Genomic DNA, 26288 nt, shown 5'->3' with positions numbered 1-26288 from the left:
CGGATGCCACGCACCAGTGACACCGGCGGCGCTGCGCCCGCGCGGCGGCGGCCGACGCTGCGGATGGTCGCGGAACTCGCGGGCGTGTCGACGGCCACGGTGTCCTACGTGTTCTCCGGCCGCAACGGCAGTGACGGCTCCGGCGTCGCCGAGGAGACCGCCCGACGGGTCGCAGAAGCGGCCGAGCAGCTGAACTACCGTCCGAACCGCGCCGCCCGTGCCATCCGCACCGGCCGCAGCGGCATGGTGCAGCTCTCGCTGCACATGCTGAGCGACCCGTGGTCGCTCGCCGTCGCCGCGGCGGTCAACGACGAGGCGAACCGGTACGGACTCACGACGCTGATCCTCGCCGACGGCGACTGGCACACGGCCCTCGACCGGGTCGAGTCGGATGTCGCGTACCTCGACGGTGCCGGCGACGACGAGGCGGCGCAGCGCAAGCTCGCGGACCTCGTGGACCGCGGACAGCGGCTCGTCGTCTTCTCGGAGACGCTCGATCCGGCGGGGTTCGACGTGATCCGCTCGCGCGCGTATCCGGGTTGCGAGCTCGCGATGGAGCACCTGCTCGAGCGCCACGTCGCGATCGGATGCCTCTCCTCCCGCGGTGCGGTGGCCGCCGCGGAACGCGGTGAGGCCAGTCGCTACACCGCCTATCTCGAGCGCCTGCGCGCCCACGGCATCGAGCCGGACGTCGAGTGGACGGCGACCTTCGACGAGACGTCGGCGAGTGCGTTCGAGGCGGCCGTCGAACTGCTGTCGCTCGATCGGCCGCCGACGGCGATCTACGCGACGACGGATTTCGCGGGGATCGCGGCCATCAACGCCGCGCACATGCTCGGGCTCAGGGTGCCGCACGACGTCGCCATCGTCGGCGTCGGCAATACGCCCGCGGCCCGCACCGTGACGCCGAGCCTCACCACGGTCGGCCCGTCCGACGACTTCTACCGGCGCCAGGCCGAGATCATCGTGGGTCGGGCGACCGACGACGGCTCGGCGCTCGGCGTGGTCCACGAGTTCCCGTGGACGCTGGTTCCGGGGACCTCCACCGATCTCGACTCGCCACCGCAGCGCCACCACCTCTCATCACCGCACCACCACCGTTAAGGAGCACCACCAGTGGACCTCAAGATCGGCATCGTCGGCTTCGGCGCACGCGCGGGCCTGCGACACGAGGCGCACCGCCCCGGCGAGGGATCGCGCGTCGCCGCCGTGTGCGACCTCGACGAGCACGCCCGCGCCGCCGCGAGCGCCGAGTACCCCGACGCGCTCGTGACGGACTCGCTCGACGAACTGCTCGCGTCGGGCCTCGACGCCGTCATGGTGCTCACGCCCGACGACACGCACGCCCGCATCGCGATCGCCGCCCTCCAGGCCGGGGTCGCGGTGTTCTGCGAGAAGCCGCTCGCCATCGACCTCGCCGACGCCGACGCGATGCTCGAGACGGCGCGCCGAACCGGCACCCGCCTCTACGTCGGCCACAACATGCGGCACATGCCGGTTGTGGCGCTCATGCGCCGGCTCATCCTCGATGGGCGCATCGGCGAGGTGAAGGCGGTCTGGTGCCGCCACTTCGTCGGCAACGGCGGCGACTACTACTTCAAGGACTGGCACGCCGACCGGCGGCGCACCACGGGCCTGCTGCTGCAGAAGGGCGCGCACGACCTCGACGTCATCCACTGGCTGGCCGGCGCCTACGCCGACCGGGTCTCGGCGATGGGTTCGCTGAGCGTCTACGGCGACATCGACGACCGCCGCGACCGCAGCGGCGAGCGCATGCCCGACTGGTTCAGCCTCGACAACTGGCCGCCCGCCTCGCTCACCGGCCTGCACCCCGTCATCGACGTCGAGGATGTCTCGATGGTGAACCTGCACCTCTCGAACGGCGTGCTCGCCTCGTACCAGCAGTGCCACTTCTCGCCCGACTACTGGCGCAACTACACGGTCATCGGCACCGAGGGCCGCATCGAGAACCTGGGCGACACGGCCGGCAGCGAGGTGCGGCTGTGGAACCGCCGCCACCAGGGCGCCGCGCCGGCCGACGAGACCTTCATCGTGCCCGAGGTCGCCGACGCCGGCCACGAGGGGGCCGACGCGCTGCTCATCGCCGAGTTCCTGCGCTTCGTGCGCGACGGGGGGCTCACCGAGACCTCGCCGGTCGCGGCGCGCGAGGCGGTCGCGGCGGGCATCCTCGCCACCGAGTCGCTGCGCGGCGACGGTTCCGCGCTCGCCGTGCCGCCGCTCGACGCCGAGCTCGTCGAGTACTTCGAACGGGGCCAGGTCGCGGCATCCGTCGACGCCTGACCCCCGCCCTCGACGCCTGACCCGCGCGCTCGACGCCTGACCGGCGCCCGCCACGATCCATCCGCGCCCGGATACGATGGCTGGGTCATCCGGCGCACCCACCGGACCATCCGCATGAGCCGCCGCACCCAGCGGCTCGTGCACCGAACGACGAGGTATCGATGAAGGCCCTCTTCAAGCCTGCGCCCGGCGCGGGATTCGAGTTCACCGACCGACCGGAGCCCGAGCCCGGCCCCGCCGACGTGAAGATCCGGGTGCTGCGCACCGGCATCTGCGGCACCGACCTGCACATCCGCCGGTGGGACGACTGGGCCGCGTCGAACATCCGCGCCCCGCTCGTCGCCGGGCACGAATTCGCGGGCGAGGTGGTCGAGGTCGGCCCGCTCGTGCACGACATCGAGGTCGGCGACCTGGTCTCGGGCGAGGGCCACATCGTGTGCGGTATGTGCCGCAACTGCCGTGCCGGCCGCCGCCAGATGTGCATCCGCACCCTCGGCCTCGGCCTGCACCGCGACGGCGCGTTCGCCGAGTACGTCGTGCTCCCCGGCGAGAACGTCTGGGTGCACCACGCGCCGGTCGACCCCGAGGTCGCCGCGATCTTCGACCCGTTCGGCAACGCCGTGCACACGGCGCTCTCGTTCTCGGTGGTCGGCGAAGACGTGCTGGTCACCGGCTGCGGGCCTATCGGCCTGATGTCGATCGCCGTTGCGCGGCACGTCGGCGCCAGGTTCGTCGTCGCGACGGATGTCTCGCCCACGCGCCTCGCGCTCGCCGAGCGCATGGGTGCCGACGCCGCGGTCGACGTGCGCGCCGAAGACCTGCACGAGGTGCAGCGCCGCCTCGGCATGCGCGAGGGCTTCGATGTCGGCTTCGAGATGTCGGGCGCCCCGGCCGCGCTGCCGCAGATGATCGACAACATGAACCACGGCGGGCGCATCGCGCTGCTCGGCCTGCCGAGCGAGCCGTTCGCGATCGACTGGGGCAAGGTCGTCACCCACATGCTGACGCTCAAGGGTGTCTACGGCCGCGAGATGTTCGAGACGTGGAACTCGATGTCGGCGATGCTGCAGACCGGCGACGTGCTGCGCGAGCGGGTCGCGTCGATCATCTCCGACCGCTTCCCGGCGCGCGAATGGCGCGCCGGCTTCGACGCCGCCGAATCGGGCGGGGTCGGCAAGGTCATCCTCGACTGGACGGAGGTCTAGCCATGTACGGAACCGTGAAGCAGCAGCTGCGCGCCGAGCTCGACGAGATCGAGGCGGCGGGGCTGACCAAGCGCGAGCGCGGCATCGCCGGCCCGCAGTCCTCGGAGGTCGAGGTCGCGGGCGCCGATGGCGAGACGCAGCGCGTGCTGAACTTCTGCGCCAACAACTACCTGGGGCTCGCCGACGACCCGCGCATCGTCGCCGCGGCGCATCGCGGGCTCGACGAGTGGGGCTACGGCCTCGCGAGCGTGCGCTTCATCTGCGGCACGCAGACCCAGCACCTCGAGCTCGAGCGCCGGGTCGCCGACTTCCTCGGCTACGACGATTCGATCCTGTTCTCATCGTGCTTCGATGCGAACGGCGGCGTCTTCGAGGTGTTGTTCGGCGCGGATGACGCGATCATCTCCGACGAGCTGAACCACGCGTCGATCATCGACGGCATCCGGCTCTCGAAGGCGCGCCGGTATCGGTACCGCAACCGCGACCTGGCCGACCTCGAGGCGAAGCTCGCCGAGGCATCCGATGCCCGTCGCCGCGTGATCGTGACCGACGGCGTGTTCTCGATGGACGGCTACCTCGCGCCGCTGCGCGAGATCTGCGACCTCGCCGACCGCTACGACGCCCTCGTGTTCGTCGACGACTCGCACGCCGTCGGCTTCGTCGGCGCGAACGGCCGGGGCACGCCCGAGCACTGCGGCGTCGAGGGGCGGGTCGACATCACGACCGGCACCTTCGGCAAGGCGCTCGGCGGGGCCTCGGGCGGATACGTCGCCGCGCGCCAGGAGATCGTCGACCTGCTGCGCCAGCGCGCCCGGCCCTACCTGTTCTCGAACACGCTCGCGCCGTCGATCGTCGCGGGCACGCTGCAGGCGCTCTCGCTCGTCGCCGAGTCGGGCGAGCTGCGCGAACGCCTGACGGCGAACGCGGCGCTGTTCCGCGGGTTGATGGATGCCGCGGGATTCGAGCTGCTGCCCGGCGAGCACGCGATCGTGCCGGTCATGTTCGGCGACGCCGCGCTCACCGCGCGCATCGCCGACGCGTTGCAGCGTCGCGGCGTGTACGTGACGGCGTTCTCGTACCCGGTGGTGCCGAAGGGGCTCGCGCGGATCCGCGTGCAGCTCTCGGCCGCGCACTCCGAGGACGAGATCCGCCGATGCGTCGCCGCGTTCACCGACGCCCGCGCCGAGGTCGCCCCGTCGGTCGAGTAGCGCCGCCCGGGAGCGTTGATGTCGCGCAAAATGCGGCCATTCACTCGTGTTCACCGCACTTCGCGCGACATCACGGTCGGGGTCAGCGCCCGCGCTGCCCCATGCGCGCCGCGACCGACGGCGGCGCGAGACGGGTGAGGGCCATGAGCACCCGGTAGCGCAGCGACGGCACCGACACCGCCTTGCCGCGCGCCGCATCGCGCAGGCCCTCGGCGACGACGGTGCGCGCGTCGAGCCACATCCACGGCGCGATGCCCTCCTCGCCGCGCGCGAGCCCCATGCGCGCGTGGAAGTCGGTGTGCGTGAAGCCCGGGCAGATCGCGGTCGTCGTCACGCCGCGCGGCCCGTACTCGCCGTTCGCCCAGCGGCTGAACGAGATGAGCCATCCCTTGCAGGCGCCGTAGGTCGATCGCGGGATGAATCCCGCCACCGATGCCACGTTGACGATGCGCCCGCGCCCGCGCGGCAGCATCTGCCCGAGCGCCGCGTGGCTGAGCCGCATCGGCACCTCGACGTGCAGCGCCAGGTGCCGTGCCTCGTCCTCGATGTCGTTGCGCGCGAAGTCGAGCGGGAGCCCGAACCCGGCGTTGTTCACGAGCAGGTCGATGGGCTGCTCGCGGTCGCCGACGCGGTCGACGACCCGGGCGAGGTGGCGCCGCTTCAACAGGTCGGCGGGCAGCACCTCGACCTGCACCTCGTAGCGACGGCGGAGGTCGGCGGCCACCTGCTCGAGCGCGGCCCGGTCGCGCGCCACGAGCACGAGGTCGGCTCCGGTGGCGGCGAGGTGGCGGGCGAACTCGACGCCGAGTCCGGAGCTTGCGCCGGTGATCAGTGCGGTCCTGGGCATGTCGCTCAGCCTATTGAGTGCGCGGTCGTCCGGCGGTCGTCGGCGGGCGCCGGCAGGCCGCGCCACCGGGTCGCCCGCGGCCTCTCGAATCGATTCGAGGTCGATGGCCTATGATCGGGCCTGTCGGCGCACGCCGACGGTTCCCGTCCCAGGAGCGCGAGTACATGCCCAACGACCCTGCGCCGAGGCATCCGACCCTCGCCGACGTCGCCGCGAAGGCCGGCGTCTCCGCGTCGACGGCCTCGCTCGCCTTCAGCGGCTCGGGCCCCGTCTCGGATGCCACGAAGGAGCGCGTGCTCGCCGCGGCGGCCGAACTCGGCTACGCCGGCCCCGATCCGCGCGCCCGATCGCTGCGCCGGGGCCGCTCGGGCATCGTCGGCGTCGTGCTCGAGGAGCGCGTGCGCGCGGCCTTCCTCGATCCCGTGAAGATCCGCACGCTCGACGGCATCGCCGACGGCATCGCGCCGCTCGGTGCGGGCCTGCTGCTGCTGCCCGACCTCGGTGAGGGCGAGTCGACGCTGACGATCGAGTCGGCGCCCGTCGACGCGGTCGTGCTGCTCTGGTGCGGCCTGCGCAGCAGCCGTTCGATCGAGGCGCTCCAGGCGCGGGGCATCCCGATCGTGGGCATCGAGTGCGAGGTCGGCGAGGGCCTGCCGCGCATCACGATCGACAACCACGAGGCGACCCGGCGCGGCGCCGAGTACCTGCGCGAGCTCGGCCACCGCGACGTCGCCGTCGTGGCACTGCCGTTCGACACGGTGCGACGGCGCGGCGCGGTGAGCGACGAGCAGGTGGCCGCCGCGACCAACGTCGTCACGCTCGAGCGGTTGGCGGGCGCGCGCGAGATCTATCCGGATGCCCCCGCGGTCGAGACCGCGGCCAGCTCCATCGAGGAGGGCCGCATCGCGGGCTTCACGCTGCTCGACGTCGATCCGGCCGACCGGCCGACGGCGATCATCGCGCAGTCCGACCTGCTCGCGGCCGGCGTCATCGGCGCCGCCGAGGAGCTCGGGATCGACGTCCCCGGCGAGCTCAGCGTCATCGGGTTCGACGGCATCCGCGTCGACGGCCTGCAGCACGACCTGACCACGCTCGACCAGCCGTCGGCGGCGAAGGGCCGCGCCGCAGGTGAGGCCGTCGTGCGCCTCCTCGCCGGCGAGCAGCCCGAATCGGTGGCGTTCACGAGCACCCTGCACATCGGCGACACGACCGCCCGACTGGGCTGAACTGCCCGACCCGGGCTGAGGCCGCGCCGCCGCCGGGTCACACCGTGCCGGTCACCATCCACGTCGATCCGCGGGCGCGGAGCGAGAGGGTGACCGCACGCGCCGCGAGGTACGCGATGACGAAGGCGGCGGTCACGAGCGCGAGCGAGACGGATGCCTCGGGGCCTGCGCTCGCCGACCACCAGACGACCCCGACCGCGATCGGCGCGTAGACGGCGACGTTCGCGATTCCCGTCCACGCGAGGTATCGCACGTCGCCCGCGCCGATGAGCACGCCGTCGAGCACGAAGACGAGTCCGCCGAGCGGCGCCGAGAGCCCGAGCACGACGAGCGACGCGGGCAGCAGCGCGGCCACCTCGGGCGACGAGGTGAACACGGCCGGCAGCACCCACGCTGTCGCGATCACGAGGGCGCCGAGCACCGCGCCCGAGACGACGCCCCACTGCAGGCACCGCCGCAGCACGGCCCGCACGGTCGCGACGTCGCCGGCGCCGAGGGCACGGCCGATGAGCGCCTGCGCGGCGATCGCGAGCGCGTCGAGCGCGAAGCCGAGCGTGAAGTAGAGCGAGACGACCACCTGGTACGCCGCGAGTTCGTCTGGGCCGAGCGCGGTCGCCGACCACGTCGCGAGCAGCAGCGCCGCGCGCAGGCTCGCGGTGCGCAGGAACAGCCAGCCGCCGGATGCCGCGCCGCGGGCCAGCCCCGAACGGTGCGGCCGCCAGCCGGCGCCGGCTCGGGCCGCGTGCCGCCGGATCACGAGGAGGTAGACGAGCACCATCGCCCACTGCGCGACGACCGTGCCGAGCGCGGAGCCGGCGAGCCCGAGGCCGAGGCCGTAGATGAAGACGGCGTTCAGCGCGATGTTCGCGGCGAAGCCGATGCCGGCGACCCAGAGCGGCGTGCGCGTGTCCTGAAGCCCGCGCAGCAACCCGGTCGCCGCGAAGACGATCAGCATCGCGGGCAGTCCGGCCATCGAGATCGACAGGTAGACGGATGCCTCGGCCGCGACCGCGGCGGGCGCCCCGAAGACGCCGACGAGCACCGGTGCGGCGAGCCAACCGGCGACGGCGAGCACGGCACCGAGAACGAGCGCGAGCCACAGGCCGTCGATGCCGGCCGACACGGCGCCGCGCTCGTCGCCCGCGCCGAGGCGCCGCGCGACCGCGGGCGTCGTCGCGTACGCGAGGAACACCATCAGCCCGATGATCGTCTGGAGGATCGCGCTGGCGAGCCCGAGCCCCGCGAGCGGCGTCGACCCGAGGTGGCCGACCATCGCGGTGTCGGCGAGCAGGAACAGCGGCTCGGCGATGAGCGCGCCGAGCGCGGGCACGGCGAGCCGCAGGATGTCGCGGTCGACGGCGCGCCCGGCCGGGGGAGGGGAGGTCGTGTCGATGCTCCGAGCCTAGGCGGAGCATCCGATGCCGTCAGGTTGCTGTGAACCTCGCGCCGGGGCCGTCTCAGGGGGCCGCGGTGCGTCATAGGCTGGAGCGATGACCGACGTCTCGCTCACCTCCGGCATCGCGCTCGACGAACTGGATCCGGAGGTGCGTCCGCAGGACGACCTCTACCGGCACGTCAACGGCAAGTGGATCGACCGGACCGAGATCCCGGCCGACAAGGCGCGCTACGGATCCTTCATCCTGCTGCACGAAGAGGCCGAGCGGGCCGTGCGCGACATCATCGTCGAGTCGCAGCAGGCGGAGCCCGGCACCGAGGCGCGGAAGGTCGGCGACCTGTACGCGAGCTTCATGGACGAGGAGCGCGCCGAGATGCTCGGCGCCACCCCGATCGCCCCACAGCTGCTCGAGGCCTCGCTCGTGCGCTCGGTGCCGCAGCTGCTCGAGACGATCGGCCGCCTCGAGCGACAGAACGTCGCGGGCTTCGTGCAGCTGTTCGTGGACAACGACCCCGGCGACCCCGAGCGCTACCTCGTCTTCGTCGAGCAGGGTGGCATCGGCCTGCCCGACGAGAGCTACTTCCGCGAGGAGCGGTTCGCCGCGATCCGCGACGCCTACCTCGCGCACCTCGAGCGGATGTTCGGGCTGGCCGGCCTCGACCAGCCGGCCGAGCGCGCCGCCCGCGTGTTCGAGCTCGAGACCCGCATCGCGGCCGCGCACTGGACCAACGTCGAGTCGCGCGACAGCGAGAAGACGTACAACCTCACCGATTGGGCCGAGGTCGTCGCCGCGGCATCCCGTGCCGATGCCGACCTCGGCCTCTGGCGCGACGCGCTCGGGATCCCGGCCGGCGCGTTCGACGAGGTCGTCGTGCGGCAGCCCTCGTTCGTCGAGGGCCTCGGCGAGCTGTTCGTCGACGATCGACTGCCCGCGTGGCGCGACTGGCTCGCCTGGCAGGTGATCCGCTCGAACGCGGCGTACCTGTCGAACGACTTCGTCGAGGCCAACTTCGACTTCTACGGGCGCACGCTCACCGGCACCCCGCAGATGCGCGAGCGGTGGAAGCGCGGCGTCTCGCTCGTCGAGGGTGCGCTCGGCGAGGCGGTCGGGCGCATCTACGTCGAGCGGCACTTCCCGCCGGCCGCGAAGGTCGCGATGGACGATCTCGTCGCGAACCTCGTCGAGGCGTACCGGCAGTCGATCTCGACGCTCGACTGGATGGGCGAGGCCACCCGCGAGCGCGCCCTCGAGAAGCTCGCGAAGTTCACCCCGAAGATCGGCTACCCGGTGAAGTGGCGCGACTACTCGTCGCTCGAGGTCGACGCCGCCGACCTGGTCGGCAACGTCCGGGCGACCGCCGAGTTCGAGTTCAACCGCGAGCTCGGCAAGATCGGCAAGCCGCTCGACCGCGACGAGTGGTTCATGACGCCGCAGACCATCAACGCGTACTACAACCCCGGGTTCAACGAGATCGTGTTCCCCGCGGCGATCCTGCAGTTCCCCTTCTTCGACGAGTCGCGCGACGCCGCCGCGAACTACGGGGCGATCGGCGCCGTCATCGGGCACGAGATCGGCCACGGCTTCGACGACCAGGGCTCGAAGTACGACGGCGACGGCCGCCTCACGGACTGGTGGACCGAGGCCGACCGCGCCGCGTTCGAGGAGCGCACGAAGGCCCTCATCGACCAGTACGACTCGCTCGTGCCCGCCCAACTCGACGGCGACGGCGAACACCACGTGAACGGCGCCCTCACGATCGGCGAGAACATCGGCGACCTCGGCGGCCTCGCCATCGCCTGGAAGGGCTACCTGATCTCCCTCGGCGGTGAGGAGCCGCCGGTGATCGACGGGATGACGGGAGCCGAGCGCTTCTTCCTCTCGTGGGCGCAGGCGTGGCAGCAGAAGGGCCGCGACGAAGAGGTCGTGCGCCTGCTCGCGATCGACCCGCACTCGCCGAACGAGTTCCGCTGCAACCAGATCGTCCGCAACATCGACGAGTTCTACACTGGCTTCGGAGTGACTGCCGACGACGCGCTCTGGCTCGACCCGGCCGAGCGGGTGACGATCTGGTAGTCGTGTCGATTCAGCAGGCCAATCCACCGATCTCGAGCGCGCCGCAGTCCGCGGTGGGGGAGCGCCGACCGACAGAGAAGGAACTCGCCACCGTGGTCACCTCGTCGCAGGGCTCCGAGCGTCGCTCGCGGCACGCGGCGATCCGGCGGGGCAAGCACACCACCGAGGGGCCGAACGAGGACTTCAGCCGCGGCTTCGCGGCGCTCGGCGAACTGGCCCTCGCCGGCGTGCAGGTGTCGGCCCGGGCGACCGACCTGGCCACCGGCCGGGTGCTGTTCTCGGTCGACGACCACGTGGTCATGCCGACCGCGTCGATCGGCAAGGTGCTGCTGCTGGTCGAGGTCGCGTCGCGCCTCACGGGCGCGAGCGCCGAGGCCTTCACCGTGCTCGACCGCGCTCCGCGCGACGCCGTCGGCGACTCCGGCATCTGGCAGCACCTCCAGTCGCCCAGCCTGCCGATCGCGGACCTCGCCGCCCTCATCGGCGCGAACAGCGACAACCTCGCGACGAACGTGCTCATCCGGTACGTCGGCCTCGAGGCGGTGCGCGCGCGCACCGAGGCGCTCGGCCTGACCCGCACCGCGCTGCTCGACCTGGTGCGCGACCACCGCGGCCCCGACGACGCACCCCAGCTCTCGATCGGCTCGGCGAAGGAGCTCACGTGGCTCTTCGCCGCGCTCGCGCGCGGCGAGGTCGTGAGCCCCGAGGTCTCGCAACGCGTCGTCGGATGGCTCTCGCTGAACTCCGACCTGTCGATGGTGGCATCCGCATTCGGGCTCGACCCGCTCGCGCACCGCATGCCCGACCACAACGTGCTGCTCATGAACAAGACCGGCACCGACGGCGGCGTGCGCAGCGAGGTCGGCGTGCTGCGCGGCCCGCGCGCGAGCGTGTCGTACGCGGTGTCGACCTACTTCGCCGACACCCAGCTCTCGAGCCGCCTCTCGGTGCTCGAGGGCATGCGCCAGGTCGGCCTCGACCTGCTCGAGTACGTGCACTGAGCCGGCTCGGACGTCCGACTACCGCCGGCCGCCGGCCCTGCCGCCTGTTCGCCGTTCAGGAAGATCCCGCCCGACGCGCCGTGCCGGGCGGGGTCTACCGGGGTGTCGCGCAGATTCTTCCTGAATGGGACGGCCGTTTCCCTAGGGGAGTGCTCCCCATTGGGTCAACGAGGCAGGGCGGATAGGTTCGACGGGGTGCCCGATACGGGTGCTCTCATCCGTATCCCCGAACCGAAGGACCCACCTGTGGCCACTTCCACGTACCGCCTCCGCGTCGGCGCCCTCGCCGCTGCCGCGGCCATCGCCCTGACCGGCCTCGCGGCCGCCTCGCCCGCTGCGGCTGGCGAGACTCCCGCGCCGGTCATCCAACTCGATCGCACGGAATTCCCAGCCGGCGACTGGGGCACGGGCTTCCACGTCACTGGCACCGGCTTCGACGCCGCCCTCGGGGCTGTGACGATCTCGGTCGGTGCGGCATACGGTCCGTCGTCGGGCGAGGGCCTCTACGAGACCACGGTGGCGCCGACGGCCGATGGCAGCATCGACGTGCAGGTGCTCCCCGTGAGAGATGCCGCTGCTCCCGATGAGTCGGGCTACCCGCGGACGGCCGTGTCGGCCCACCAGGTCGTGAGCCCCACCCAGAACCTCCGCTCGAACAGTGTTCCGCTGACCATCACGCCGTCGTCGGCGGCGCCCCCGGCGGTGACCATCGCCCAGGTGGTCTCTCCCGAGCAGCTCGCGGCGGGCCTGACCGTGAACTTCTCCGGCTTCGGCGCCGGTGAGCCGATCTACTACAGCGTGGGCGTGCTCCGTGCCGGCGCACCCATCACCGAGCCCGGAGGCTCGCAGGAGGCGGCCGCCGACGCCTCGGGTGCCGGCAGCTTCGTCGCGACGGTTCCGGGCGCTCAGGTCGGTGACGTCCTCGAGTACTTCGTCACGGGTGGCAACACGGGCCGCAACGTCAACGCCCAGGTTCCTGTGGTCGCGGCGCCCCCTGCCCCGGCCGCCCCCGCCGCCACCCCGGACGGCCCCGCGCTCGCCGAGACCGGCGTCGAGCCGACCGTCATCGGCATCGCCGCGCTCGCGCTGGTCGCGCTCGGCGCGCTGACCGTCGTCGTGCGTCGCCGCGCGGTCGTCGCGGGTCGCTGATCCGACTCGTCGGCTGATTCAGCCGAGCGGGGGCGGGGTGCCGATGGGCGCCCCGCCCCCGCTCGCGTCTGCCGGTACGCCGCCGTTCGCGAGCAGCTCGAGCCCCTCGATGACCGCCTCGGCCGTTTCGGGCGCTCCGAGGATGCGGAAGTGGCCCGGGGTCGGCACCACGACGTTCGTCGCCCCGTCCACGAGCGACCCGTCGGGGATGTGCGGGTCGAACGGCCCCGCGATCGAGACGACGCGCGCGTTGACCGACGACGACCGGCCGAGCGACACGATCACCGGGTCGTCGGGCAGGAACGCCCGCACGCTCGGATCGGCGAGGTACCGCGCGAGTCGCGTACCCGAGAAGGGCGTGGCGATCGCGACCACGCCGAGGAGGCCGAGGTGGGCGACCTGGACTCGATGCGCTCCTTCGTCGCTGCTCGACCGACGGTCGCCGGTCGCGGCTTCGGCGGTGACGAGCACCTGCTTGCCGATGAGCCCGCCCTTGCTGTGTCCGACGATGACCCGGCCGGCCGGCGGCGCCGGGCGTCGCGCGAGCGCGCGGGCGAGCCGGTCGGCGGTCGGCAGGATCGGCCGGCGGTTGACGCCCATCCCGTGCACGGTGCGCACGCGGTAGCCGGCGCGGTTGAGGCGGTCGCCGAGCGGGCGCAGGAAGGTCCAGTGCTCGTAGACGCCGGGCACGAGCACCACGTCGGGCAGAGCGTCCTCCCCGCGGAGCCACCGGCGCGGGGGCCGCCAGGCGGTGAGCACGGCCAGCTGCCGCCATCCGGCGTACGCGTAGTCGGCGCACCAGATGAGCGCCCGGCGCCACCACGCGAGCGCCGGCTGGTCATCCGAATGCGACGTGCGATGCGCCGGAAGGGCGGATGCCTCGCCCACGACCTCGCCCACCGGCTCGCCGGCCGCGTGACGGGCGATGAGGTCGGCGACCTGCGGACCCGCGGTCACCATCGTCTCGTGGCCCCGACCGGGGACCTCCGCGTAGCGCCCGCGCGCGAGCCGGGCGAGTTCCCGGCCCCAGTCGCGGGCGACGATGCGGTCGTGCTCGGCGCGCACCACGAGCACCGGCGCCTCGATGCGCGGCGCCGTGCGTTCCATGCGGTGCTCGATCATCGGTCGCAGGTTGCGGAAGTACCAGACGATGCCGCCCTCGAGGTACGAGCGGAGGCCGATCGCGACGACCTTCGGGTTGCCGATGGCGACGTCCTGCAGGAACCGGGCGGCCTGCTTGGGCACCGTGCGCTCGCGCGGATCGACCGTCGGGCCGATGAGCACGACGGGCCCGACCAGGTCGGGGCGCTGGGCGGCGGTCTCGGCGACGACCTGCGCGCCGGTCGAGTGCCCCACGAGCACCGGCCGGTCGAGCCGCTCGGCCTCGATGAGCTCGGCGAGCAGGGCACCCGACTCGGGCATCGAGAGCGGTTCGTCGGGATCGGGTGCGTCGCCGAACCCGGGCAGGTCGACTGCGAGCACCCGGCCGCCGGGCTCGAGCGCGTCGGCCAGGCCGTCCCAGTACTCGTGCGCCATGCCGAGCCCGTGCACGAGCACGAAGACCGGCCCGTCGCGCCGGCCCGACTCCACGATCACGACGACGCGGTCGCCGCTGCGGAATCGCCGCGTCATCCCCATCCCGGAAGTCTAGGCAGCCTCACGGCGGCGTTCACGATGCGGCGCTGGCGCGCCTGCTCGACCGCCGGGTGTCGGCGGCTCAGTCGATGAGGTCGGATGCCGCGAGCCGGGCCAGCACCTCGCGACCGGCGGGCGGGCAGCGGTCGAGGTCGGCGGTGGTAACCCAGTGCAGGGCGCCCACCTCGGCCGACGCCGCGGGCGTGGCATCCGTCGTCGTGCGGAACACGCGCATGCGCACCCGGCGGCCGTCGGGTTCGCCGTGCGCCTGGGTCACGACCTCGAACAGCTCGGTGAGCTCGGCCGGGTCGATGCGCAGCGCCACCTCCTCGAACGCCTCGCGCGCCGCCGCCTCCGCGGCGGTCTCGCCGGGATCGATCTTGCCGCCCGGCATGTAGTACACGTCGCGTCCCCGCGCCGTGACCATGAGCACGCGGCGGTCGCGCACGAGGGCGATCGCCGACACGAGCAGGTCGGGCAGGAGGGGCATCCGTTCAGCGTACGCGGGCTTCGGGCATCGCCTTGCCGGGTCGCGCCCGTAGGATGGTGAGGTCTGCGCGCGTCGCCGACCATCCCTCACCGCATGCACCATTGGAGCCACCGTGGCCGCACCCAGTCGTCTCGATTCCGTCATCACCCTCGCCCAGCACCGGGGCTTCGTCTTCCAGGCGGGTGAGATCTACGGCGGATCCCGGTCGGCGTGGGACTACGGGCCCCTCGGCGTGGAGCTGAAGGAGAACATCAAGCGCCAGTGGTGGCGCTACATGGTGCAGAGCCGCGACGACATCGTCGGGCTCGACTCGAGCGTCATCCTGCCGAAGGCCGTGTGGGAGGCTTCCGGGCACGTCGAGGTCTTCTCCGACCCGCTCGTCGAGTGCCTGCACTGCCACAAGCGCTTCCGCGAAGACCACCTCATCGAGGCCTTCGAGCAGAAGAAGGGCCGTGCGCCCGAGGGCGGGCTCGCCGAGATCGTCTGCACCAACTGCGGCACGCGCGGCCAGTGGACCGAGCCGCGCGCCTTCTCCGGCCTGCTGAAGACCTACCTCGGCGTCGTCGACGACGAGTCGGGCCTGCACTACCTGCGCCCCGAGACCGCGCAGGGCATCTTCGTGAACTTCGCGAACGTGCTGCAGACGGCGCGCATGAAGCCCCCGTTCGGCATCGGCCAGATCGGCAAGTCGTTCCGCAACGAGATCACGCCGGGCAACTTCATCTTCCGCACGCGCGAGTTCGAGCAGATGGAGATGGAGTACTTCGTCGAGCCGGGCACCGACGAGGAGTGGTTCGAGTACTGGATCCAGCACTGCTGGGACTGGTTCGTCGACCTCGGCCTCGACGAGGAGAACATCCGCTTCTTCGAGCACCCGAAGGAGAAGCTCAGCCACTACTCGAAGCGCACGATCGACATCGAGTACCGCTTCGGCTTCACGGGTGGCGAGTGGGGCGAGCTCATGGGCGTCGCGAACCGCACCGACTTCGACCTCTCGACGCACTCGAAGCACTCCGGAAAGGACCTGTCGTACTTCGACCAGGCCAAGAACGAGCGCTGGGTGCCCTACGTCATCGAGCCCGCGTTCGGCCTGACCCGTGCGCTCATGGCGTTCCTCGTCGACGCGTACCACGTCGAGGAGGTGCCCAACGCGAAGGGCGGCACCGACACCCGCACGGTGCTGCGTCTCGACCCGCGCCTCGCGCCCGTGAAGGCCGCCGTGCTGCCGCTCAGCCGCAACGAGAAGCTCTCGCCGCTGGCGCGCGAGGTCGCCGCGAAGCTGCGCCGCAGCTGGAACGTCGACTTCGACGACGCCGGCGCGATCGGCCGCCGCTACCGTCGCCAGGACGAGATCGGCACGCCGTTCTGCATCACGGTCGACTTCGACTCGCTCGAGGACGACGCGGTGACCGTGCGCGATCGCGACACCATGCAGCAGGAGCGCGTGCCCCTGGCCGAGCTCGAAGGCTACCTCGCGTCGAGGCTCGTCGGGGCGTAGGCGCGGCGGTCGCTACCGAGTCGACGCGGCGGCGCGCTCCGCCCACTCGCGGGCGAGGATGCCGTAGATCGCGGTGTCCTCCCACTCGCCGTCGTGGAACTGCTCCTCGAGGATGGTCGCCTCACGGCGCATGCCGAGCCGCTCGCACAGCCGCGCGGAGGCCTCGTTGCGGGTGTCGAGGTTCGCCTGCACGCGGTGCGCGCGAATCCGCCCGAAGGCGAGGTCGAGCACCGCGCGAGCGGCCTCTGCGGCGAGGCCGCGGCCCTGGAAGTCGGGGTGCACGACCCAGCCGACCTCGAACTGCGCGTGCTCGGTGCTGGCGACGCGCAGCATCAGGTCGCCGACGATCCGGTCGGTGGGGGAGTCGGGCGACACGGATGCCTCGCCCACGAGTTCCATCGCGAGGATCAGGGCGTCGCCGGCGGCGACGAGCCGGCGCATGCCCGAACGGGTGCGAGTGTGCTCGTACCCCTCCTCCTCCGTGCGCTCGATCCACGGGATGTAGCGCAGCACCTCGGGCAGGCGCTGGTACTCCCAGACGTCAGGGGCGTCGGATGCCTCGAGCGGACGCAGCCGAAGGCGCTCGGTCTGCAGCGGCCGCTTCGCGAGCGGGGCGGCGTCGAACGGCAGCTCGACCCGCGGACGGTCAGACGGCACGTGAGTCGGAGACGCTGGACGTGCCGGATGCGCTGGAGGAGTCGGGTGCACTGGAGGACCCGGCAGCGCTGGAGGACCCGGAGACGCTGGACGAGGCATCCGTCGCGGTGACGCCGAACAGCGCCTCGACCGCGTCGATGAACGCGCGCTGCTCGCCGGCCCGCGCGTGCTCGCGCGAGCGCACCATGGGGGTGTGCAGCAGGACGCCGGCCATGTGCCGCAGGGCGGACTCGATGCGGCCGTCGTCGTCGTGCGCCCGCGAGCGCTCGATCTCGGCGTCGAGCACGTCGAACACGTGCTTGCGGAGCGCCACGACGGTGGGCGCGAGATCCAGCTCCTCCGCGACGTCGCCGAAGTTGCGGGCCGCGCGCTGGACGAGGTCGCGCGCGGCGTCGGTGGCGGCGAACTCCTCCATCGGCGCGTGGATCTTGATGGTCTCGAGGTCGAGGAGCTCGACGCCCGTCACCTCGACGACGCCGGGGTCGACGTTGCGCGGCAGGCCGAGGTCGATGATGAGCTGGCGGCGATCGGCCACGGGAACGATCGCGCCGTCGAGCGTGCGAACCGGGGCGCGGTCGAGCGCGAGCTGCTCGCGGCCCGCGGCGATGAGCGCGCGGTCGACGACGAAGACCTCGGCGAGCGTGCACGCCACGATGACGTCGGCCTCGGCGACGGCACGGGCGAAGCTCTCACCGGGTACGGCGGGCAGCTCGTGCGACGCGGCGAACTTCGCGCCCCGGCCCGACGGCGAGTGCACCGACACGTCGACGACGCCGCGATCGCGCAGGGCGGCGAGGGATGCTCCGGCGTAGCGGCCGGTGCCCACCAGCAGCACCTTCGTCTGGGCCCAGTCGGTGATGCGGCTCTCGGCGAGCTCGAGCGAGAGTCGCACGAGCGAGCGGCCCTCGGCGCCGATGCCCGTGCGGTTCTTGACCTTGCGCGACGTCTGCGAGGCGCGCTGGAACAACCGCTCGAGCTCGGGCGTCGTGGTGCCCTCGGAGCGGGCGCGTTCGAGCGACCGGCGCACCTGGCCGGCGATCTCGCCCTCGCCGACGACGACCGACTCGAGGCCCGACGCGACGGCGAACAGGTGCGCGGCGACCGCGTTGCCGTGGGCGAACCCGAACGTCGTGCGCAGTTCGTCGGCTTCGAGGCCCGAGACCTCGCCGACCGAGCGGATCGCGCCGTGTACGGCGTCGACCGGCGAATCGCCCTCCGGCGCGTCGAGGTCGAGGTAGGCCTCGAAGCGGTTGCAGGTCGCCACGACGACGGCGCCCTGGACGGCCTCGTGCCCCGCGACCATGCGCCGGCCCGCGTCGTCGGCGGTCGCCGAAAGCCGCTCGAGCAGGTCGAACCCGGCGTTCTTGTGACTCGCGGTGAGGCAGATGAGCACCCGTCGATTCTAGCCGGGGCGGAAGGGTGCTCCGATCAGGGTCTGCGCTGAGATTCGAGGTCGGGATCCGGGCGGGGGAGGTCAGCGGCCCGCAGCCGCCAGTTGCGCGCTCGTGATGACCGGGATCGGTGCCGTCAGCGGCGGCAACTCGAGGCCCTCGGCCGCCAGCGCCGCACGGTGCCTCGCCTTCCACGACCGCACGGTCGCGAAGAACGGCGCGTCGACCAGCACGAACGACGTCGCCCGCTCGCCCGCGAGCAGCAGCGGCAGGTCGAGGCTGGATCCGCCGCGGCGGATGCGCAGCACCGCGACCGGGATGCTGCCCGACCCGACGATCACGCGGTCGCTGCGGATGGACCGCACCTCTCGCCAGAGGATCTCGTGCACGCGTCGCGGCCTCCGGCCGCCCGACCAGAAGCTGAGGCCCCGCTCGTCGGCGACGATCGAGAACCGGCCCGGCAGGCGCACGCGCGTGCCGAGCTCGGCGAGCGACGAGATCAGGGCGCGGTGGCGGATGCCGCGAGAGACCTCGGCGCTGGGCATCGCCTCCTCGAGGGCGGCTCGGCGCGTGCGGCACCGGCTCGCCGACGAGAGGCGGCGGAGGCCGGCGACCAGGAGGCCCACGGCGCACAGCGCGGCGAACGCGACGCCGGCCCGCGTGCCGGGAACGGGTGGGAGGAGCGCGACCACGTGGTCGACCTTGGTGGCCATCGCGGCGAGCACGCCGACGACGAGGGCCGCTGCTGCGGCCACGGACAGGATGAGCGCGACTCGTTGCCGCGATGAGGAGAGGGGCACGTCGGACTCCGGTGGGTGATCGGAGGCGCGCCGACGATGGCGCGTCGTCGTGAGGGGGGCACGACCTCGCCGATGGTAGCGCGATCCGGGTTGCGCCGACAGGTTCATCCCGATTCCGACGCGGACTAGCGCTGGGCGCGCAGCTACGCCTGCCGAGTCGCGCCCGAGCCCGGCGGGGTGGAGGCGGCGGTCATCCGGATCGGCGGTGCGACCGTCCTCGATCGAGTGTCGTCACGAGGCGCCGGCGCGCCCTACCCTCGAAGGATGACCGCTCTCCGGCCCGCCGCGCTCCTCGCCCTGCCGCTGCTCGTCCTCGCGCTCGCCGCATGCTCGCCCGGCGAGGCATCCGGCAGCCCCGACGCGACCCCGCTGGCGACCACCGCCGCTCCCGATGACGCCGCAGCCGGCGCCGGCGCGGCGGACGACTGCGCGGGCGTCGCCGTCATCGTCGACACCGGCGACCTCGACGCCGCGTCGGCGGCCGAGGTCGAGGCCTGCATCGAGGCCGACGGCCCGGTCATCGCGGCCGACGTGCTTGCCGAGGCGGGCGTCGAGACCGAGGGCACCGTCGAATGGGGCGACCAGGTGGTGTGCCGGGTCAACGGCGAGCCCGCCGAATCGACCACGATCGTCGCGGCAGACGGCACCGAATACCACGAGACGTGCGAGTCGATGCCGGCCGCGTTCGCGTACTGGGCGCTCTGGCACCGGCCGGTCGGCGGCGAGTGGGGCTACGCGCAGGAGGGGCTCGCGACCCTCGAGCTCCAGCCCGGCGACGCGATCGAACTGCTCTTCACCCTCAACGACGCGCCGGCCTCGCCCGACGCCTGACGCACGCCGATGGCGCCCTGATGCTCCGGTTCCGGCCCGCTCCGCTTCGACTCGCGGTCGCCCTCGCGGTCGGGTTCGTGGCAACGAGGGTCGTGTACCGGGTGCTGTTCGCGGGCGCAGGGGGTTCGGGCGCGGTGCTCATCGACGCGCCGGTCGTGCGGCTTCCGTCGCCGTTCGAGCACGTCGCGATGTTCGGCCCGATCACGACGGGCGGACTCACGGCGGCGGCGCTCAGCGCCCTGCCGATCGCCCTCGTCATCGTCGCGGTCGGCGTCGTCAACGCCCTGGTCGACGTGTCGCGCCTGTTCGCGCTGGGAGCCCGCGGCGGACCCCTCGCCGGTTCGGCGCGGGCGCTCGTGATCGCCTGGGCGACCTTTCCCGCGCTCGCCGAGGCGGTGCGTCGAGTGCGCCTCGCCCGCAGCCTGCGTGGAGAACGCGGTGCGGGCGCCCTGATCGTGCCGATCCTCGAGCACACCATCGAGCGTTCGATCGCGATCGCCGCCTCGATGGAGGTGCGCGGCTTCGGCGCGCGCGGGCGTGCGGAGGGCGACTGCGAGCGGCCCGCCGAGGTGCGTGACGCCGAGATCGGCCACGGCGGCGAGTGGTCGCTGGCGATGCCGTCGCTGCACCTCGGACCCGGCTCGCTGACGGTGCTGCGCGGGCCGACGGGCAGCGGCAAGTCGACCGTGCTCGATGCGCTCAGCGGTCGGCTCACGCACATCGACGAGGGAGACGCGGCGGGCCTCCTCGAGGTCGGCGGGCTCGATCGGCTCGCGGTGCCGCCCCGCGAGACGGCGGGCTTCGTCGGCGTCGTCGCGCAGCAGCCGCGGCTCGCGTTCGCCGCAGAGACCGTCGACGACGAGATCGGGTTCTCGCTCGCGGTGCGCGGCGTCGCCCCGGTGATCGTGCGCGCCCGGGTGGCCGAGGTCGTCGAGCGACTCGGCATCGAACGCCTGCTGGGACGCGACGTGCGCACGCTCTCGGCCGGGGAGGCGACGCTCGTCGCGATCGCGGCGGCCATCGTCGAGCACCCGATCCTGCTGCTCGTCGACGAGCCGCTCGCCGACCTCGACCCGCCCGCGCGGGCGGCGACGATCGGGTTGCTCGGCCGCATCGCGCACGAGGCCGGCGTGGCCGTGCTCGTCGCCGAGCACCGCACCGCGGGGTTCGTCGGCGTCGCCGACGGGTGGCTCGAGATCGTCGACGGGCGGGTGCTGCCGGCGGAGCCGCCCGCCGGCGCGCTGCCCGCGGAAGCGCCGGCGGTCGCGGCGGCGGTCTCCGAGGCCTGCCCCGTCGCGGTCCCCGCCGCCCTCGAGCAGCACCCACCGCTCGCGACCGTCGACGGCCTCACCGTGCGCCACGGCGGGACCGTCGCCGTCGATCGCGCCTCATTCGAGCTGCACCGCGGCGAGATCCTCGTCGTCGACGGTCCGAACGGCGCGGGCAAGTCGAGCCTGCTCACCGCGATCGCGCTCGGCGCCGACGAGGGCGAGGTGCGATTCGCGGCGATGGATGCCACGACGAACGGCCGCCGCGCGCGACGGGCCCGCCGCCGTCTCGTGGCGCTCGTGCCCGATCGCTCCGACGACCTGCTCTTCGCCGACACGGTCGCGGCCGAGTGCCGGCGCGCCGACCGTACCGCCGGCCGCCCGCGCGGCACCACGTGGACGCGGTTCCTCGAACTCCTCGGCGCCGGCGTGCCGCTGACCGCCGACGCGTCGCGACCGACCACGGCCACGGATGCCTCGGCCCTCGCCACGCGGCATCCGCGCGATCTCTCGACCGGGCAGCGGCGGCTGCTCGTGCTCGCGATCCAGGCGGGCGCCGGGGCATCCGTGCTGCTCGTCGACGAACCGACCCGCGGGCTCGACCCGTCCGCCCGCGCGATGCTCGCCGCTGCGCTCCGCGGGCACGCCGAGCGCGGCGGGGCCGTCGTCGTGGCGACGCACGACCGGGACTTCGCGGCATCCGTCGCCGACCGCCGCCTCACGATGACCGATGGCGTGCTGGGAGCGCCGCGAGGGGTCGGAGCGCCCTCGTGAGGCCGGGGTCGAGGTGGTCGACGGCACTGCTCGTCGCGGGCAGCGTGGTCGCGGCCGGTGCTTTCGCATGGCCGCTGCTCGCGCCCGCCCTGCCGGCCGACGCGCAGGCGGCGGCACCGTGGGCGGCCCTCGCCCTCGCACCGCTCACCGCGTTGGTGGCCGTGCTCGCGGTCGACGGCGCGTTCCGCTCGGCGAAGACCCTCGCCCTGCTCGGCACGCTCACCGCGGTCGCCGCTGCGGTGCGGGTGGCGGGCACGGGCGTCGGCGGCGTCGAGGTCGTGTTCGTGCTGCTGATCCTGGCGGGGCGGGCGTTCGGCGCGCGGTTCGGGTTCCTGCTCGGCGTGCTCGCGATCGGGCTCTCGTCGACGATCACGGGCGGCTTCGGGCCGTGGACGCCGTTCCAGATGTTCGCCTGCGGCTGGGTCGGCGCGGGCGCCGGCCTGCTGCCGAGACGAGTGCGTTCGGGCGTCGCCGAGATCGCGATGCTCGCCGCGTACGGCGTCGTCGCGTCCTACGCGTTCGGCCTCGTGATGAACCTCTGGTTCTGGCCGTTCGCGATCGGCTCGGGCACCGGCATCTCGTACGAGCCGGGCGCTCCGCTCGGGCGGAACCTCGCCTCGTTCGCGCTGTACTCGCTCACGACCTCGACGATCACGTGGGACACCCTGCGCGCCGTGACGACCGTGGCCGGCCTGGCGGTGTTCGGCCGGGCGGCGCTGGCCGCGCTGCGGCGGGTGCGCCTCCCGCACGCCCGCCGAGTGATGGCGAAACGCGCCGAGTGATGTCGATTCGGCCGCGACGTTCGACCGTTTCGACATCACTCGGCGTCGTATCGCCGAGAGGCTTCAGACCGAGAAGTACTTCGCCTCGGGGTGGTGGAAGACGAATGCGTCGGTCGACTGCTCGGGATGCAGCTGCAGCTCCTCGCTGAGCTCGACGCCCATGCGCTCGGGCCGCAGCAGCGCGACGACCTTGCGGCGGTCCTCCATGTCGGGGCAGGCCGGGTAGCCGAGCGAGAACCGGGCGCCGCGGTACTCGAGCTTGAACAGGCCCGCCGTGTCGGCCGGGTCCTCGTCGGCGAAGCCGAGTTCGGAGCGGATGCGCGCGTGCCAGAACTCGGCGAGCGCCTCGGTGAGCTGCATGACGAGGCCGTTGAGCTCGTAGTAGTCGCGGTAGCGGTCTTCCGCGAACAGCTTCGCGGTGACGGTGTCGATGTGCGCGCCGGCCGTGACCAGCTGCACCGGCAGCACGTCGACGGCGCCCGACTCCCGGGAACGCACGAAGTCGGCCAGGCACAGGTGCCGGTCGCGGCGCTGGCGGGGGAAGTGGAAGCGCAGGCGCTCCTCGCCGACCACGCCGCCCGAACCGCCGTCGGGCGCGAGGAGCCCTGCCCGCCCGAGGACGCCGGAGGGGTCGTCGCCGTGGTGCAGCACGATCAGGTCGTCGCCCTCGGAGACCACCGGGAAGTAGCCGTAGGCGACCGACGCATCGAGCATGCCCTCGGCCAGGATGCGGTCGAGCCAGTAGCGCAGGCGCGGCCGGCCCTCGCGCCCGACGAGCTCCTCGTACGAGGCGCCGCCCTCGCCGCGGCCCGGCTTCAGCCCCCACTGGCCGAGGAAGGTCGCGCGCTCGTCGAGGAACGCGGCGTAGTCGGCGAGCGCGAGGCCGCGCACGATGCGCGTGCCCCAGAAGGGCGGCGCCGGCACGGGGTTGTCGCTCGCGACATCCGATCTGCCCGGCATCGCATCCGGCTCGGTGAGCGTGAGTTTGGAACCCGACGTGTGGATGCGCTTCTTCAGCGGAGGCAGCCCCACGGCGGCGGGGTCGGCGCCGCGGGCGATCGCGACGAGCGGCTCCATGAGCGCCAGCCCCTCGAAGGCGTCGCGCGCGTAGCGCACCTCGCCGTCGAAGCGGCTCGCGAGGTCGTCTTCGACGTAGGTGCGCGTGAGCGCCGCGCCGCCGAGGATCACGGGCCACCGCTTCGCGAGTCCGCGCGCGTTCAGCTCCTCGAGGTTCTCCTTCATCACGACGGTCGACTTCACGAGCAGCCCCGACATGCCGATCACGTCGGCGTCGTGCTCTTCGGCGGCCTTGATGATGTCGGCGATCGGCTGCTTGATGCCGAGGTTGATCACCCGGTACCCGTTGTTGGTCAGGATGATGTCGACGAGGTTCTTGCCGATGTCGTGCACATCGCCGCGCACCGTCGCGATGACCATCGTGCCCTTGGTCGCGGTGCCCTCGGACTTCTCCATGTGCGGCTCGAGGAGGGCGACCGCGGTCTTCATGACCTCGGCCGACTGGAGCACGAACGGCAGCTGCATCTCGCCGGCTCCGAAGCGCTCGCCGACGACCTTCATGCCCTCGAGGAGGTGGTCGTTGATGATGCCGAGTGCCGTCATGCCGTCGGCCAGTGCGAGTTCGAGGTCGGCCTCGAGCCCCTTGCCCTCGCCGTCGATGATGCGACGTGCGAGCCGTTCGCCGACGGGGAGCTCCGCGAGTTCCGCGGCGCGGGCGTCGCGCAGTGCCGCCGAGTCGACGCCCGTGAAGAGGTCGAGCATGCGCGCCAGGGGGTCGTACGTCGTGTTGCCGTCGGCGTCGAACTCGCGACGGTCCCAGACGAGGTCGAGCGCGACCTGCCGCTGCTCGTCGGGCACTGACGCGAGCGGCACGATCTTCGCCGCGTCGATGATGCCCGAGGTGAGCCCCGCCTCGGCCGCCTCGTGCAGGAACACCGAGTTGAGCACGCTGCGCGCCGCGGGGTTGAGGCCGAACGACACGTTCGAGACGCCGAGGGTCGTGTTGATGCCCGGGTACGCGGTCGTGATGCGCCGGATCGCGTCGATCGTCTCGATCGCGTCGCGCCGGGTCTCCTCCTGCCCGGTCGCGATCGGGAAGGTGAGGGCGTCGACGATGATGTCCTCGACGCGCATGCCCCACGTGCCGACGAGCTCGTCGATGAGCCGCGACGCGATCGCGAACTTGCCGTCAGCCGTGCGCGCCTGGCCCTGCTCGTCGATCGTCAGTGCGACGACGGCCGTGCCGTGCTCCTTCACGAGCGGCATGATGCGGCCGAACCGGCTCGACGGGCCGTCGCCGTCCTCGTAGTTGACCGAGTTCACGACCGGGCGCCCGCCGATGAGCTCGAGGCCCGCGGCGATCACGTCGGGCTCGGTCGAGTCGATCACGAGCGGAAGGGTCGACGCACTCGCGAACCGCGATACGACCTCGCGGATATCGGCGACGCCGTCGCGCCCGACGTAGTCGACGCAGACGTCGAGGAGGTGCGCCCCGACCCGGGTCTGCGACTTCGCGATCTCGACGCAGTCGTCCCACCGGCCCTCGAGCATCGCCTCGCGGAACGCCTTCGACCCGTTCGCGTTGGTGCGCTCGCCGATGGCGAGGTACGAGGCGTCCTGTCGGAACGGCACGTGCTGGTAGAGGCTCGCGACGCCCGGTTCGGCGGTCGGATGCCGCGGCGTCCGGTCCGGGGCATCCGGTTCGTGTTCGCCCGACCGATGAGGGGCGAGCCGCTCAACGACCGCGCGGAGGTGGTCGGGCGTGGTGCCGCAGCATCCGCCGACCAGCGCCAACCCGAACTCGGCGACGAACTGCTCGTGGGCCGTGGCGAGCTCGGCCGGCGTCAGCGGGTAGTGGGCGCCGTTCGCGCCCAACACGGGCAGGCCCGCGTTCGGCATGCACGCCACGGGCACGCGCGAGTACTTCGAGAGGTGGCGCAGGTGCTCGCTCATCTCGGCGGGCCCGGTCGCGCAGTTCAGGCCGATCGCGTCGACGCCGAGCGGCTCGAGCGCGGTCAGCGCGGCCCCGATCTCGGAACCCATGAGCATGGTGCCGGTGGTCTCGACGGTCACCTCGACGAAGATCGGCAGGCGGATGCCACGGGCGACGATCGCCTGCTTGCAGCCGTTGACGGCCGCCTTCGTCTGCAGCAGGTCCTGCGACGTCTCGATCAGGAACGCGTCGGCGCCGCCGTCGATCAGGCCCTCGGCCTGCACGGCGAACGTCTGCTTGAGGTGCGCGTAGGTCGTGTGCCCGAGGCTGGGCAGCTTCGTGCCGGGACCCATCGAGCCCAGCACCCAGCGCTGCCGCCCGTCGGCCGCCTCGGCGGCCTCGACCCGCTCGCGCGCGATCCGCGCCCCGGCCTCGGCGAGTTCGGCGATGCGATCGTCGATGCCGTAGTCGGAGAGGTTGGACCAGTTCGCGCCGAACGTGTTCGTCTCGACCGCGTCGATGCCGACGGCGAGGTACGCGTCGTGGATGCCTCCGATGACGTCGGGGCGCGTCGCGTTGAGGATCTCGTTGCAGCCCTCGTGGCCCTCGAAGTCGTCGTCGAGCGAGAGGTCGTGCTGCTGGAGCATCGTGCCCATGGCGCCGTCGGCGATGACGACCCGGGTCGCGAGCGCCTCGAGCAGCGCCTCGGCGCGAGGCGGCCTCGGCACCGGGTCGATGTCGAGCGCGAAGCGGGGCGTGCCTGAGGAGGCGGCTGCTGCGGTCACATCGCGAGTGTAGTCAGCGC

20 protein-coding genes are annotated in these 26288 nt (G+C 72.6%); 12 read left to right on the top strand and 8 right to left on the bottom strand.

The genetic code is table 11. The features are described 5' to 3' along the window. Positions 1-3: 3 nt before the first annotated feature. From GE115_RS08215 to GE115_RS08200, 4 genes are all read left to right on the top strand, one after another. On the top strand, positions 4-1104 hold the full coding sequence (locus GE115_RS08215) for a LacI family DNA-binding transcriptional regulator (protein WP_153684264.1): 1101 nt from the start codon (positions 4-6) through the stop codon (positions 1102-1104). 12 nt (positions 1105-1116) lie between these two features. Then, the gene (locus GE115_RS08210) at positions 1117-2301 is read left to right on the top strand and encodes a Gfo/Idh/MocA family protein (RefSeq protein WP_312855019.1); all 1185 of its coding nucleotides are present in this window, start codon (positions 1117-1119) and stop codon (positions 2299-2301) included. A 161-nt stretch (positions 2302-2462) separates the two neighbouring features. Continuing rightward, entirely contained in the window at positions 2463-3506 is a 1044-nt protein-coding gene (gene tdh, locus GE115_RS08205) for an L-threonine 3-dehydrogenase (RefSeq protein WP_153684263.1), read from the top strand. 2 nt (positions 3507-3508) lie between these two features. Next, the gene (locus tag GE115_RS08200; protein WP_153684262.1) at positions 3509-4714 is read left to right on the top strand and encodes a glycine C-acetyltransferase; all 1206 of its coding nucleotides are present in this window, start codon (positions 3509-3511) and stop codon (positions 4712-4714) included. Between the two features lie 82 nt (positions 4715-4796). On the opposite strand, the gene GE115_RS08195 is transcribed toward GE115_RS08200, so the two are convergent. Beyond that, the gene (locus GE115_RS08195) at positions 4797-5561 is read right to left on the bottom strand and encodes an SDR family NAD(P)-dependent oxidoreductase (RefSeq protein ID WP_153684261.1); all 765 of its coding nucleotides are present in this window, start codon (positions 5559-5561) and stop codon (positions 4797-4799) included. A 164-nt stretch (positions 5562-5725) separates the two neighbouring features. On the opposite strand from GE115_RS08195, the gene GE115_RS08190 reads away from it, so the two are divergent. Next, positions 5726-6787, top strand: a complete 1062-nt coding sequence (locus GE115_RS08190) for a LacI family DNA-binding transcriptional regulator (protein WP_153684260.1) — start codon at positions 5726-5728, stop codon at positions 6785-6787. Positions 6788-6824: 37 nt separating this feature from the next. Here GE115_RS08190 and GE115_RS08185 read toward each other — a convergent pair whose 3' ends face one another. Next, positions 6825-8117: an MATE family efflux transporter gene (locus GE115_RS08185; RefSeq protein WP_312855018.1), complete on the bottom strand. Its 1293-nt coding sequence runs from the start codon at positions 8115-8117 to the stop codon at positions 6825-6827. 160 nt (positions 8118-8277) lie between these two features. Between GE115_RS08185 and GE115_RS08180 the strand changes: the two genes are divergently transcribed. The 3 genes from GE115_RS08180 (at position 8278) to GE115_RS08170 (ending at position 12407) form a co-directional block, all read left to right on the top strand. After that, the gene (locus tag GE115_RS08180; RefSeq protein ID WP_153684258.1) at positions 8278-10257 is read left to right on the top strand and encodes a M13 family metallopeptidase; all 1980 of its coding nucleotides are present in this window, start codon (positions 8278-8280) and stop codon (positions 10255-10257) included. Between the two features lie 92 nt (positions 10258-10349). Then, positions 10350-11258, top strand: a complete 909-nt coding sequence (locus GE115_RS08175) for a serine hydrolase (RefSeq protein ID WP_312855017.1) — start codon at positions 10350-10352, stop codon at positions 11256-11258. A 246-nt stretch (positions 11259-11504) separates the two neighbouring features. Continuing rightward, positions 11505-12407, top strand: coding sequence for a hypothetical protein (locus tag GE115_RS08170; protein ID WP_153684257.1), 903 nt, complete (start codon positions 11505-11507; stop codon positions 12405-12407). 18 nt (positions 12408-12425) lie between these two features. Here GE115_RS08170 and GE115_RS08165 read toward each other — a convergent pair whose 3' ends face one another. Both GE115_RS08165 and GE115_RS08160 read right to left on the bottom strand, forming a co-directional pair. Then, positions 12426-14045 carry an alpha/beta hydrolase gene (locus GE115_RS08165; RefSeq protein ID WP_153684256.1) on the bottom strand — a complete coding sequence of 540 codons (1620 nt, stop codon included), beginning with the start codon at positions 14043-14045 and terminating at the stop codon, positions 12426-12428. Positions 14046-14124: 79 nt separating this feature from the next. Then, a complete protein-coding gene (locus GE115_RS08160) occupies positions 14125-14532 on the bottom strand; it encodes an NUDIX hydrolase (protein WP_153684255.1) in 408 nt (135 codons plus the stop codon). A 112-nt stretch (positions 14533-14644) separates the two neighbouring features. Between GE115_RS08160 and GE115_RS08155 the strand changes: the two genes are divergently transcribed. Then, complete coding sequence (locus GE115_RS08155; protein ID WP_312855016.1) at positions 14645-16030, top strand: glycine--tRNA ligase; 1386 nt, start codon at positions 14645-14647, stop codon at positions 16028-16030. 12 nt (positions 16031-16042) lie between these two features. Here GE115_RS08155 and GE115_RS08150 read toward each other — a convergent pair whose 3' ends face one another. The 3 genes from GE115_RS08150 to GE115_RS08140 form a co-directional block, all read right to left on the bottom strand. Then, positions 16043-16687 (bottom strand): GNAT family N-acetyltransferase, encoded by a 645-nt coding sequence (locus tag GE115_RS08150; RefSeq protein WP_172979778.1) that lies wholly within the window; start codon positions 16685-16687, stop codon positions 16043-16045. Then, a complete protein-coding gene (locus tag GE115_RS08145) occupies positions 16677-18080 on the bottom strand; it encodes a glutamyl-tRNA reductase (protein WP_312855015.1) in 1404 nt (467 codons plus the stop codon). The genes GE115_RS08150 and GE115_RS08145 overlap by 11 nt, the downstream gene beginning before the upstream one ends. 81 nt (positions 18081-18161) lie before the next feature. Then, entirely contained in the window at positions 18162-18833 is a 672-nt protein-coding gene (locus GE115_RS08140) for a hypothetical protein (RefSeq protein WP_153684253.1), read from the bottom strand. 309 nt (positions 18834-19142) lie between these two features. On the opposite strand from GE115_RS08140, the gene GE115_RS08135 reads away from it, so the two are divergent. From GE115_RS08135 to GE115_RS08125, 3 genes are read left to right on the top strand one after another with little or no spacing between them, the layout of a single operon-like run. Then, on the top strand, positions 19143-19709 hold the full coding sequence (locus GE115_RS08135) for a hypothetical protein (protein WP_153684252.1): 567 nt from the start codon (positions 19143-19145) through the stop codon (positions 19707-19709). Between the two features lie 20 nt (positions 19710-19729). Continuing rightward, complete coding sequence (locus GE115_RS08130) at positions 19730-21751, top strand: ATP-binding cassette domain-containing protein (protein WP_153684251.1); 2022 nt, start codon at positions 19730-19732, stop codon at positions 21749-21751. Then, complete coding sequence (locus GE115_RS08125) at positions 21748-22533, top strand: ECF transporter S component (protein WP_153684250.1); 786 nt, start codon at positions 21748-21750, stop codon at positions 22531-22533. The genes GE115_RS08130 and GE115_RS08125 overlap by 4 nt, the downstream gene beginning before the upstream one ends. Positions 22534-22596: 63 nt before the next feature. On the opposite strand, the gene metH is transcribed toward GE115_RS08125, so the two are convergent. Then, positions 22597-26139, bottom strand: a complete 3543-nt coding sequence (metH, locus tag GE115_RS08120; protein WP_376765702.1) for a methionine synthase — start codon at positions 26137-26139, stop codon at positions 22597-22599. Between the last annotated feature and the right edge of the window lie 149 nt (positions 26140-26288).

Source organism: Agromyces agglutinans (assembly GCF_009647605.1).
Classification (GTDB): domain Bacteria; phylum Actinomycetota; class Actinomycetes; order Actinomycetales; family Microbacteriaceae; genus Agromyces; species Agromyces agglutinans.
Note: the sequence above shows the minus strand (reverse complement) of the source record. Positions and strands in the feature narration are given on the sequence as shown.

Coding starts and splice junctions, on each gene's coding strand:
- GE115_RS08215 (WP_153684264.1), top strand. CDS start 4: ATGCCACGCACCAGTGACACCGGCGGCGCTGCGCCCGCGCGGCGGCGG.
- GE115_RS08195 (WP_153684261.1), bottom strand. CDS start 5,561: ATGCCCAGGACCGCACTGATCACCGGCGCAAGCTCCGGACTCGGCGTC.
- GE115_RS08200 (WP_153684262.1), top strand. CDS start 3,509: ATGTACGGAACCGTGAAGCAGCAGCTGCGCGCCGAGCTCGACGAGATC.
- GE115_RS08180 (WP_153684258.1), top strand. CDS start 8,278: ATGACCGACGTCTCGCTCACCTCCGGCATCGCGCTCGACGAACTGGAT.
- metH (WP_376765702.1), bottom strand. CDS start 26,139: ATGGGCACGATGCTCCAGCAGCACGACCTCTCGCTCGACGACGACTTC.
- GE115_RS08160 (WP_153684255.1), bottom strand. CDS start 14,532: ATGCCCCTCCTGCCCGACCTGCTCGTGTCGGCGATCGCCCTCGTGCGC.
- tdh (WP_153684263.1), top strand. CDS start 2,463: ATGAAGGCCCTCTTCAAGCCTGCGCCCGGCGCGGGATTCGAGTTCACC.
- GE115_RS08190 (WP_153684260.1), top strand. CDS start 5,726: ATGCCCAACGACCCTGCGCCGAGGCATCCGACCCTCGCCGACGTCGCC.
- GE115_RS08165 (WP_153684256.1), bottom strand. CDS start 14,045: ATGGGGATGACGCGGCGATTCCGCAGCGGCGACCGCGTCGTCGTGATC.
- GE115_RS08135 (WP_153684252.1), top strand. CDS start 19,143: ATGACCGCTCTCCGGCCCGCCGCGCTCCTCGCCCTGCCGCTGCTCGTC.
- GE115_RS08130 (WP_153684251.1), top strand. CDS start 19,730: ATGCTCCGGTTCCGGCCCGCTCCGCTTCGACTCGCGGTCGCCCTCGCG.